Raw genomic sequence first — 11,539 nt, 5'->3', positions numbered from 1 at the left:
ATGTATAATTAAAGCATAGGATAAACGCACACAGGCTTAAAAAAATTCGCCCATTTGGTCTGTGTGTGTCCTATATCAAAGAAAAGAGGTGATACTATGGATTTCAGACACGAGATAAAGCACGAGATCAACTATTCCGACATGATAACGATACGTCACAGACTCAGCACAGTTGCATATCCTGACCCACACACCATAGACGGTAAATACTTTATCCGCAGCCTTTACTTCGATAATCTCGCAGACAAAGCTCTTATGGAAAAAGTAAACGGAATGAGCCGAAGAGAAAAGTTCCGTATAAGATACTACAATGGTGATACTTCTGTTATCCATCTGGAAAAGAAAAGCAAGATAGATCATCTTGGAAATAAGCTGAGCGCACCGCTAACGGCGCAGCAGGCACAAATGATCGTTGACGGTGATACCGAGTGGATGATAGAGTCGGAGCATATGCTCATTCGTGAGCTTTACTCAAAAATGAAAACTCAGGGAATTGCTCCGAAAACTATCGTGGATTACACACGAGAGCCTTTCATATATCCCGCAGGCAATGTCCGCGTCACACTTGATTACAACGTAAGAAGCGGTATGAGATGCACCGATTTTCTTGATCCCGACTGTGTGACAGTTCCCGTTTCCGATTCTATCATACTTGAAGTTAAATGGAACGGATTTCTGCCCGATATAATCAGAGATGCAGTTGCCCTTGCAGACAGGCGCGAGGGAGCTTTCTCAAAATATGCAGCCTGTCGAATTTACGGTTAAAATGAATTTACTGGTAAAAGGAGATTTTTACAATGAGCTTCAAAGATGTTTTCAAATCCAATTTTATAGAGAATGTGACCAGCGTCAGCATTTTTGATATGGCGATCGCACTTGTACTCGCTTTCGGTCTGGGAATGTTCATATTCCTCGTTTACAAAAAGACATATTCGGGAGTAATGTACTCATCAAGCTTCGGTACTACTCTCGTTGCACTTACAATGATAACCACAGTTGTTATCTTAGCAGTCACAAGCAATGTCGTTCTTTCACTTGGTATGGTCGGTGCGCTTTCTATCGTCCGTTTCCGTACAGCCATTAAAGAACCGCTGGATATCGCCTTCCTGTTCTGGTCTATCGCAGTAGGTATAGTCCTTGCAGCAGGTATGATCCCTCTTGCAGTTATCGGCAGCATCATCATAGGCGTTATCCTCCTTGTATTCGTTAACCGCAAGGCTTGCAAAAATCCTTACATCGTTGTAGTTCGCTGCGACGGTCATGACAGCGAAACAAAGGCAAAGGCTTTCCTTGACGGCAAAACAGAGAGATGCGTAGTAAAGAGCAAGACTGCTCAGAAAGGCTCTGTTGAGCTCAATATGGAGATCAGACTCAAGGACGATAATACTGATTTCGTAAATACCCTTGCTGATATGGAAGGTGTCAGCAGTGCAGTTCTTGTAAGCTACAACGGCGACTACATGGGATAAGGGTGTGATAGAATGTCAGCACATAAGAACATTGATAAAATATGTATGGTCGTTATCGCGGTCACACTTATTATATCTGTCATATTTTGCAACGGTCAGGCACTGGGCATAGAAAAAACAGCTCATGCCATAGGCTATGAAAACCGACTCTTCGACCGCTCTAAGGTACATACCCTTGATATCGTTATCAACGACTGGGACGGCTTTATCGAGACCTGCGAAAATGAGGAATACACAGCCTGCAATCTGGTCATTGACGGTGAAGCTGTTAAAAATGTAGGTATCAGAGCTAAGGGCAACACTTCCCTCAGCTCCGTAAAGAATATGAACAGCAGCCGTTACAGCTTCAAGATAGAGTTCGATCAGTATGAAAACGGCAAGACCTATCATGGACTTGACAAGCTCTGCCTTAACAATATCATTCAGGATAATACCTACATGAAGGACTACCTCGCCTATACGCTCATGAATGATTTTGGCGTTGATGCTCCTCTTTGCAGCTATACTTACATCACAGTCAACGGTGAGGACTGGGGACTGTATCTTGCTGTGGAAGCTATCGAGGAATCTTTCCTTGAAAGGAACTACGGCAGCAACTACGGCGACCTCTACAAGCCCGATGCAATGAGCTTCGGCGGTGGAAGAGGAAACGGCAAAGACTTTAGTATGGGGAATTTTAATGATAACAAGAGCGAAGATAAAAACAGCTCTGATAATGAAAACAACCAGTTTGCTCCACCCGAAGGCTTTGACGGCGGTATGCCAGACTTCGGCGGAGATATGCCGCAGTTCGATCCCGATAATATGCCCGAGGACTTCGACTTTGATCCTTCAAAGATGTTCGGCGGAGAAAATGGCGAAGCACCTGACTTCGGCGGCGGCAAGGGCGGCTTTGGCGGCGGCGGATTTGGTATGGGAAGTGACGATGTAAAGCTTAAATATACCGATGACGATATCGACAGCTATTCAAATATCTTCAATAATGCAAAAACCGCTGTTACAAAAGCAGACAAAAATCGTCTTATCAGCTCACTGAAAGCTCTTCAGGAGCAGTCTGACCTTGAAAATACAGTTGACGTTGATGAAGTTCTCCGCTACTTTGCAGTACATAATTTCCTTGTTAACGGCGACAGCTACACAGGTCAGATGATACACAACTACTACCTTTACGAAGAGAACGGACAGCTCTCAATGATACCGTGGGACTACAACCTTGCTTACGGCTCATTCATGGGCGGAAACGCTTCATCTTCCGTAAATGACGCCATTGATACTCCTGTATCAGGCGATATGAGCGATCGTCCGATGGTTTCATGGATATTCGATAACGAGGAATACACAGAGCAGTACCACCAGCTGATGAGTGAATTCCTTGACAGCGTTGACTTTGAGAAGCTTATCTCCGATACAGCTGCTCTTATCGACAAATACGTTGAAAAGGATCCAACTAAGTTCTGTACTTACGATGAGTTCAAAACAGGCGTTGAGGCTATGACTAAATTCTGTACTCTCCGTGCAGAAAGCGTTCGCGGACAGCTCGACGGAACTATCCCTTCTACATCTTCCGGACAGAGCGCAGACAGCTCAGCTCTTATTGATGCATCAGGTCTGAACACTTCTGACATGGGCTCTATGGGCGGCGGAAAAGGCGGCTTCGGCGGTTTCGGCGGCAGTAAAAACAACAAGTCAACTGACAAGGACGAAACCACTGATAAGTCCGAGAAAACTTCCAAAACTGACAAAACTGAAAAGGTCGCAAGAAAGAGTATGCCAAATACATCTTCCTTATCTGTTACGAATCTGAGCAATATGCAGGCTCCAAGCGGAAGCAGCAAATCTGACAGCAGCAGCGATTCTTCAAAGGATTCAAAGGGCGGAAAGCCAAGCTTTGGCGGCGGTCAGCCACCTCAGGGCTTTAACGGAGAGATGCCCGATGACTTTGATCCAAGCAATATGCCTGATTTCGGCGGCGAGATGCCTGACGGCTTTGACCCAAGCAATATGCCCGATTTCGGCGGTGAAATGCCTGACGGCTTCGACCCAAGCAATATCCCCGATGATAAGCAGGGCGGCTTCAAGCCTTCCGATAATTCAAAGGAAGAAACAACAGAAGCTGATGATGACAAGGAAGCTTCAGAAAAAACTACTGAAACTGAAATAACTTCCGATGCAGAATCAGAAGCAACTATGCCAAACAACGATAAGGGCAATGCTCCCGAAAACGGAGAAAAATCAAGAAGCGGCGAAAGACCTGATATGGGAAACTTTTCACCCATGAACGGCGGCAGCGAAAGCAGCAATACCACAGCATATATACTGCTTGGTGCATCAGCACTTGTTCTCCTGCTCGGTCTTGGATTTGCATTCAAATTCAAAAGATGATCCCAATAACCTCTCTTATATAAAACAGGCAGATACCTCACATGAAGTATCTGCCTGTTTAATTTTTACTATTCTGAAAAAGACTTATCTCTTTAATCCTTGACCTCGTCATTTATGAAGAATGACTGTATCTTCTTTGTTATCAGTGTCAGGTAGCGGAGACATGGTTCTGCGATTATTGAGAAGTTTACGCAGAGAAGGATACAGCGGTTAGACATATTTGTTATGTCGAACATCTTGCTGATGAATATCATACAGCAGGCAAGTCCAACACCGCAGAGTATCCACATCCACATCTTATACATATCCATAGGTCTGCATATCTGGAATACGATCATCATTCCGACGATACTCATAAGTATGGTTGATGCCGTAGCTATATCCGTAGGTGCAACGTTGAAGATATTTCCGAAATATACCATAGCACATACCACAAGTACATCGGTAAGTGCCGCTGGCAGAGCTTTCAGAAGGATATTTGTGATGAATTTACCCTTGATAAGATCACGGTTAGGCATCTGCGACAGGAAGAAAGCAGGTAAACCTATGGTGAATATACTTATAAGTGATATCTGTGCAGGCTTCATCGGATAAGCAAGTCCGAAGAAGATGAACAAAATGGATATTATCAGCGAGAATATATTCTTTACGATAAAGAGACTTCCCGAGCGTTCAAGGTTATTTACGACCTTTCTTCCCTCTGCAACAACATCAGGCATCTTTGAGAAATCCGACTCAAGGAGAACAAGCTGTGAAGCCTGTGCGGCTGCGTCACTTCCAGAAGCCATAGCAACGGAGCAGTCAGCATCTTTAAGTGCGAGAACGTCATTTACACCGTCACCTGTCATGGCAACTGTCTTGCCTGCTTTTTTAAGTGCTCTTACAAACTTGCGCTTCTGTTCGGGAGTAACACGTCCGAATACCGTATACCTTGTAACAGCGTCCCTTATAGCACTTTCCGTTGTAAGTGTCGTAGCGTCAACATATTCCTCGGCGTGTTTTATTCCTGCCTGCTTTGCCACCTCTGATACGGTAACAGGATTATCGCCTGAGATAACCTTTATCTCTACGCCCTGTTCAGCAAAATACCTGAATGTTTCGGGAGCATTTTCACGTATTGGATTTGACATCATAATAAAGCATACAGGCTCTACGGAAGATGTAAGTGCCTTTCCGTCGGGAACTCCTCTGTACTTTCCGAAAACAAGAACTCTGTATCCCTTACGGTTGTATTCCTCTATCTTTTCTTTATATTGTTCGATCTTTTCCTTGAGGACAAATTCGGGAGCACCAAGCACATATGACTCACGTTCAAATGTAACACTGCTGTACTTGAATTCAGATGAGAAGCCTGTTATAGACACAGCCGCTCTGCCAGCAGGACGGTGGAAGTGGTTCTTTATAGCCGCCATAGTCTGGTTATCCGAATCCTGAGCAGCAGCAAAATCGCTGATAAGTCCCTGTATGGAGTCTATATCATATTCATCGGAAGCAGGAACAACTGCCGTTACAGACATCGCATTCTCTGTGATAGTACCTGTTTTATCAACGCAGAGAACATCTACTCGCGCAAGAGTCTCGATACATTTCATGTCGTGGACAAGTACCTTGCTGAGAGCAAGTCTCATGGCACTGATAACAAGAGTAACACTTGCAAGGAGAAAGAGTCCCTCGGGTATCATTCCGATCACGGCAGCGACCATAGACTGTACACTTGCACGTATGGTATCATGGTTTATATAGTACGACTGATAGAAAAGTATGCTTCCGATAGGGATTATGGCAACGCCTGCAAACTTTACTATCCTGTTGAGTGAGCGTATCATCTCCGACTGCTCGCCCTTTCGTGACTTCTTAGCCTGTATAGTAAGCTTTGAGATATATGACTCACGTCCGACTCTTTCAAGTCTTGCACGGCATGAGCCTGATACTATATAACTTCCCGACATAAGAGTATCTCCGGGCTTTTTGCTTATTTCATCAGATTCACCTGTCAGGAGGGATTCGTTTACGGAAACATTTCCGTCCACAACTATAGCATCTGCACTTATCTGGTTTCCAGCCTTGAATATTACTATATCATCAATTACGAGATCCTTTGAGGGCACAGTTTTTATCTCTCCGTCACGTACTACTGTCGTAACAGGAGCATTGAGCACCTTTATCTTATCAAGAACCGACTTTGAACGCATCTCCTGTATGATACCGATAAGAGCATTTGCAACGATTATAGGCATAAATGTAAGGTCACGGTAAGAGCCTACAACTACAAGCAATACTGAAAGTATCACAAATATAAGGTTAAAGTACGTGAGTACGTTATCGGCAACGATCTCCTTGACCGTTTTCGAGGGAGACTCAACAGGCTTGTTGTCCTGTCCTGCCTCAGCCCTTTCCTTGACCTGTGCAGAGGTAAGTCCTTCATTGAAATCTGCCTTTACTCTGTCGGGAACTATTACATCATTAAATTCACTAATTTTCATTATATCAAAATACACCTCGCAAATATATACTTTTTTTATTGTAACATATTTCTTTAACAATTTCAATCATTATTCAAAAATTTATCGTCAACCATTTATATGAAATGGGTTGACAAAGAGTAACAACTGTGCTATAATTCATATGTAAGATCTTATAAAAACCGAAATACGCAAAATTCGTCACAGACGATACGCGCTTTCATATCACGTAAGGAGTTGTATTCAATGGTCGATAATACGACAAAAGGTAAAAAAATCAGTTTTACAACAAAAGAAATGGTACTTACAGCCATGTTCGCAGCAATAATGGCAGTTTGCTCATGGATATCCATTCCCATAGGCACTATCGCCATTACATTGCAGACATTCGCTATTTTCTGCGCACTTTGTATTCTCGGCGGCAGAAACAGCCTTTTCTCCATACTCGTATTCATACTTCTCGGAGCTATAGGACTGCCTGTTTTTTCAGGCTTCAAAGGCGGTATAGGAGTTCTTACAGGTCCCACGGGAGGCTACATACTCGGATTTATATTCATGCCGATAATTTACATGGCAGGTGAAAAGCTTTTCGGAAAAAAGTTTGCCGTAAAAGTTATACTCCTGCTCATAGGACTGATCGTCTGCTACACATTCGGCACAGCATGGTTCATATTCGTATGCTCAAATAACGGAAATTCTATGCCGCTTTCAAAAGCATTGAAGCTCTGTGTAACTCCGTTCATACCATTCGACATTATAAAACTGGTCCTTGCTCTTATCATTTCAGACCGCGTAAAAAAATACGCTCATATATAATATCGCCTGACCTGTCTGGTATCAGACAGGTCTTTTATTTTTCAAGAAAAGCTTTCAGCTCATCAAGGCATTTTGTGGCTGTACGCCTGCCTATGCGGTATACCTCACGCATCACATCGGGATCATGCTCCACATGACCTACTGGCAGTTTTTCGGGCGGAGCTATTACAAATGCTCTCCCCTCTTCTTCCGCACTGCGTATGTACTTCAGCTCGCTGTTATACATCTTATGGCGGTTCTCGGCAGCCTTAATAAACTCGGGATATTTGTGATATCTCACCTTCATGAGCTTCATTCCGCTTGCAGGCTTCTTGACGTAGTCACGGGGCTGAGTAAGTACGACAACGTTCTTTTCACAGCCGCGGCTCTCCATGAATTTAAGCGGTATCGAATCGGAAATACCACCGTCAAGAAGCTTATGTTCACCTATATTTACTATCCTTGCTGCGATGGGCATGGAAGCAGATGCACGTATCCACTCGAGCTCGTTATAGTCGATATTTCCGCATTTATGGTATACTGCTCTGCCTGTGGTTATGTCAGTGCAGACTACCCAGAAATCCATAGGTGATGCGTTGAAAGTCTCCGTATCGAATATGTCAAGCTTGTCGGGAATTTCATGATAGCAGAATTCAGAGCCGAAAAGGTCACCTGTCTTTACATATGAGAGCATACTGCAATAGCGTTTATCCCTGCAAAATCTTGTATTGTAGCGTATCGCCCTGCGTATCTGTCTCGATTTGTAGTTACAGCCGAAAGCTGCACCTGCGGAAACGCCCACAGCTGCGTCTAACTTTATATCGTTTTCCATGAGGATATCAAGAACTCCCGCGGTAAAAAGTCCGCGCATAGCACCACCCTCAAGAACCAGTCCGTATTTCATTTCATGCTTCCTTTCAGTGTTTATTTAGATCATTTATAAACTGCGGTTTCAGCGGATAGTATCCGCCCCTGCACTGATCGCTATCCACGATCATTATGTATTCTTCGTCATTTTCAGAAACTGTCTTAAATCCGACCTTTTCATACATTTTAACTGCATAATTGGCTTTCTGAACTGCCAGTGAGAGCCTTTTATACCCTTTTTCAGCATAAGCAGCTATGATCGCCAGCATAAGTGCCGTACCTATGCCTTGTCCTCTGTATTCCCTGTACAATGATATGGCAAGTGACGGTGTTTCATCGTCTATATGACCATAATCATTCATTATACGTCCCCAGACAGCTCCGACGATATTGCCGTCTGCTTCCGCAGCAAGTGCCATATCGCCTTTCCTTTTGCCGAAGTCCTCGGTATACACCTGCAATTCGGGCTGCAATATTATATCTCTCGGCGGCGGAGCTGCGCCCTCGGGGATAAATATTGCTTCATAGAGAAAAACAGACAGTACCGAATATTCTGTTTCGGATAAAGGTCTTATGCAGTATTTCATTTATTTCTCCATATTCTGTGATCGCTGTTAACTAATAATTTATTAAGAAAGGAGCTGCCAAAACAGCTCCTTATGTCGTCAATTGTCGCTCAGGTCGTATGGCGGTTCTTCATTTGAGAGCGCAACTTCTATTACTTTTCCGTAAAATCCCGCAGGATTGAGCAGTATCTTCTCACCTATGAGCTTTGCCTGAGCAAGGTCGGGAGCGTAGAGCTTGAGGTCCATAAGGTCAAAATTAGTATCTACGCACCTTACATGGATATAATAGCCGTTTCCAACAGGCTCATACTCTATTTTCAGTTCCTTTTCGTACTGAACACGGGCAAAGTATCTCAGTGCCGCAAGCACAAGTTTGTCCCTGTATGACTTTGGAGCATAATTTTTAAGCTGTTTTGCACATTCTCTGCCCTTTGGCTGTAAAATGTAGCAGTCCTCGCCGCTGTCGTCCTTTTCGGAAGTTATATGGCCGTTTTTCAGCAGATAGCCGATCGAGTCCTGATAATAGAAGTAATTCACCACGCCCGTACCGATAGCTATATCGTAAAGCTGGTCGGGACTTACGGGCCTGTCTATCTTATAAAGCAGATAACACAGCAGAATATTCAGCGTCGGTACGTCTTTAATTTCGATATCTGCGCGTTCTGCCATTTTCATTATGTTTTCGTCCTGCATAAAAGTCACCTTAACAGAAATTTGGATAATCCAGCATATGTGAAAGAAGCGCGATATTCACCGCTGCTTCAACACATGGTACAGCAGAAGGGATAGCGCATGGGATATGCTTCTCACTTGTAGCTGTCTCACTCGTCATATCACGGTAATTAACAGCGTTCTGTGCCTGTGGGATATACTCCGAGGGCTTGAAAGCCACTCTCAGTGTAACAGGCATACCCGAAGATATACCGCCGATGATGCCGCCGTGATTATTGGTCTTTGTGAGCACATGACCGTGGTCGTTGACATAAAACTCGTCATTGTTCTGGCTTCCCACCATTTTTGCCGAAAGGAAGCCTGCTCCAAACTCAAGTCCCGTAACGTTTGGGATACCGAATATGAGCTGGGCGATAGTATTTTCAAGACCGTCAAATATAGGCGAGCCTATTCCCGCAGGAACATTCACAGAAGCGCACTCGATAACGCCGCCGAGAGACTCTCCGCCCTCGTAAGCCTTGTTGATATCCTCTATCATCTGCCAGCCCTTGCGGTCGTTGATAACAGGAAAATCCTTCATTCTGACGCTGAGAACGCCGTCCCTTGTGATATTTACAGGGTCGTAGGGATTATCCTTTACATTGTGTATCTGTAGTATATGAGCACCTGTATAGATGCCGCGTCTTTCAAGTATCTGAGCGCAGACTGCTCCCGCAAAGCACAGCGGAGCTGTGAGCCTGTCCGAGAAATGTCCGCCGCCTCTGACATCATTAAAGCCTCTGTATCTCATCGCACCTGTATAATCCGCATGACCCGGACGCACAAGATTGTCTGTCTCTTCATGCTGAGGTGCAGATGTATCGGTATTTTGCAGGAATGCACAAAGCGGAGTACCTGTTGTGCGCTCATTGAAAATACCCGACATTATATGAGGCATGGAATTTACGGCAGTCTGACCGCCGCAGGAATATCTTCTTGCCATGAAGCGAGCAAGCTCCTCAGCATCTATATATTCTCCCGACGGAAGATTGTCCACTGTAACGCCTATTGCAGGTCCGTGGGCTTCGCCGAACATGGAGACAGATATCCGATTATTCCAGAATGATGACATTAGCTTTACCTCCGAGCATTTTGTAGTCGTCAAAGAAAGCAGGATAAGACTTTTCAGCCGCCTCAGCACCCTTGATGACCACTTCTCCGTCGATAGCGGTAGCTGCTATTGCTGCTGCCATTACTATCCTGTGGTCACCGAAGCTGTCAACTGTACCTCCGTGCATAGCTCCCGTAGGCTCGATGATGAGACCGTCATCTGTAACGGTAACATTTCCGCCCAGTGAATTGAGCAGAGCCGCAGTGGTTTCAAGGCGGTCGCTTTCTTTTATTTTAAGTCGTTTTGCATTGTATATTACTGATCTTCCGCTGCCGAAAGCTCCAAGCACCGCAAGTATTGGAACAAGATCCGGGATATCGGAGCAGTCGGCGTTATAATTGCCAACATTGCCATTATAACACATATCACGTATAATTTCAAGGATTTTCTTGTCGCCCTGAACACTATTATCGTTAAGATTATGAAGTTCTACCTGTGAACCAAGGGCATTTGCAACGCAGAAGAATGCTGCCTGAGAGTAATCTCCCTCGATCTTTTCATCATGTGGCTTGTACTTCTGTCCGCCTTTTACTTTGAAGCCGTCATCAGTTTCCTCAACAGCTACACCGAAACGGCGCAGAGTATCAATAGTTATGTCAACATATGGACGGGATTCAAGATGTGATGTGAGGATTATCTCCGAGTCGCCCTCAAGAAGCGGGAGCGCAAAAAGAAGTCCCGTGATGAACTGTGAGGAAACATCGCCCTCTATCTCAAATCTGCCGCTTTTAAGTCCGCCCGAAACGGTGAACGGCATAGTATTATGATAATCGAAATATACGCCGTTTTTTCCAAGCTCTCTTGTGAAAATATCAATAGGACGCTGTGGAAGTCTGCCTCTGCCGTGAAATTCCGTCTCTTTGCCTACAGCTGCGGCAATCGGTATAACGAAACGCAGTGTAGAACCGCTCTCGTTGCAGTCAACAATGCACTTATCAGCAGGTCTGCCGCCGTTGCCCTTAACGGTGATATCCTCGCCGTTTACTTCAAACTCAGCTCCTAAAGCTGTCATAGCACCTATGGTAGCTTCAATATCCTTTGACATGGTAACTCCGCTGAGGTGTGAAACTCCGTCAGCAAGTGATGCACATATTATAGAGCGATGAGCACAGCTCTTTGAAGCAGGGACACTGAGACTGCCTTTCAGCTTTGAAGGAGTTATTCGTATATCCATTC

The 11,539-nt window shown here is 44.6% G+C and carries 10 protein-coding genes; 4 read left to right on the top strand and 6 right to left on the bottom strand.

Annotated elements, in window-relative coordinates; genetic code table 11:
• The first annotated feature begins 96 nt into the window (after positions 1-96).
• The 3 genes from BLW60_RS09945 to BLW60_RS09935 are packed head-to-tail and all read left to right on the top strand — an operon-like array spanning position 97 to position 3,851.
• Positions 97-765, top strand: coding sequence for a polyphosphate polymerase domain-containing protein (locus BLW60_RS09945; protein WP_074716914.1), 669 nt, complete (start codon positions 97-99; stop codon positions 763-765).
• A gap of 32 nt (positions 766-797) precedes the next feature.
• Complete coding sequence (locus tag BLW60_RS09940; protein WP_074716913.1) at positions 798-1,469, top strand: DUF4956 domain-containing protein; 672 nt, start codon at positions 798-800, stop codon at positions 1,467-1,469.
• Between the two features lie 12 nt (positions 1,470-1,481).
• Positions 1,482-3,851 carry a CotH kinase family protein gene (locus BLW60_RS09935; RefSeq protein WP_074716911.1) on the top strand — a complete coding sequence of 790 codons (2,370 nt, stop codon included), beginning with the start codon at positions 1,482-1,484 and terminating at the stop codon, positions 3,849-3,851.
• Positions 3,852-3,943: 92 nt separating this feature from the next.
• On the opposite strand, the gene BLW60_RS09930 is transcribed toward BLW60_RS09935, so the two are convergent.
• The gene (locus BLW60_RS09930) at positions 3,944-6,334 is read right to left on the bottom strand and encodes a cation-translocating P-type ATPase (RefSeq protein ID WP_074716909.1); all 2,391 of its coding nucleotides are present in this window, start codon (positions 6,332-6,334) and stop codon (positions 3,944-3,946) included.
• 225 nt (positions 6,335-6,559) lie between these two features.
• On the opposite strand from BLW60_RS09930, the gene BLW60_RS09925 reads away from it, so the two are divergent.
• Positions 6,560-7,129 carry a biotin transporter BioY gene (locus tag BLW60_RS09925; RefSeq protein WP_074716908.1) on the top strand — a complete coding sequence of 190 codons (570 nt, stop codon included), beginning with the start codon at positions 6,560-6,562 and terminating at the stop codon, positions 7,127-7,129.
• Positions 7,130-7,163: 34 nt separating this feature from the next.
• Here the strand turns inward: BLW60_RS09925 and BLW60_RS09920 are convergent, their stop codons facing one another.
• The 5 genes from BLW60_RS09920 to aroA form a co-directional block, all read right to left on the bottom strand.
• Positions 7,164-8,012: a patatin-like phospholipase family protein gene (locus tag BLW60_RS09920; RefSeq protein WP_074716906.1), complete on the bottom strand. Its 849-nt coding sequence runs from the start codon at positions 8,010-8,012 to the stop codon at positions 7,164-7,166.
• Positions 8,013-8,025: 13 nt separating this feature from the next.
• Positions 8,026-8,562, bottom strand: a complete 537-nt coding sequence (locus BLW60_RS09915; RefSeq protein WP_081348201.1) for a GNAT family N-acetyltransferase — start codon at positions 8,560-8,562, stop codon at positions 8,026-8,028.
• Positions 8,563-8,640: 78 nt separating this feature from the next.
• Positions 8,641-9,234, bottom strand: coding sequence for a DUF4364 family protein (locus tag BLW60_RS09910; protein WP_074716904.1), 594 nt, complete (start codon positions 9,232-9,234; stop codon positions 8,641-8,643).
• 10 nt (positions 9,235-9,244) lie between these two features.
• Entirely contained in the window at positions 9,245-10,324 is a 1,080-nt protein-coding gene (aroC, locus tag BLW60_RS09905) for a chorismate synthase (RefSeq protein WP_074716902.1), read from the bottom strand.
• The gene (aroA, locus tag BLW60_RS09900; RefSeq protein ID WP_074716900.1) at positions 10,305-11,537 is read right to left on the bottom strand and encodes a 3-phosphoshikimate 1-carboxyvinyltransferase; all 1,233 of its coding nucleotides are present in this window, start codon (positions 11,535-11,537) and stop codon (positions 10,305-10,307) included. The genes aroC and aroA overlap by 20 nt, the downstream gene beginning before the upstream one ends.
• Positions 11,538-11,539 lie beyond the last annotated feature (2 nt).

The organism is Ruminococcus flavefaciens (assembly GCF_900108555.1).
Lineage (GTDB): Bacteria > Bacillota > Clostridia > Oscillospirales > Ruminococcaceae > Ruminococcus > Ruminococcus flavefaciens_P.
The sequence above is the reverse complement of the archived record's forward strand: the minus strand, read 5'-3'. Positions and strand labels throughout refer to the sequence as shown.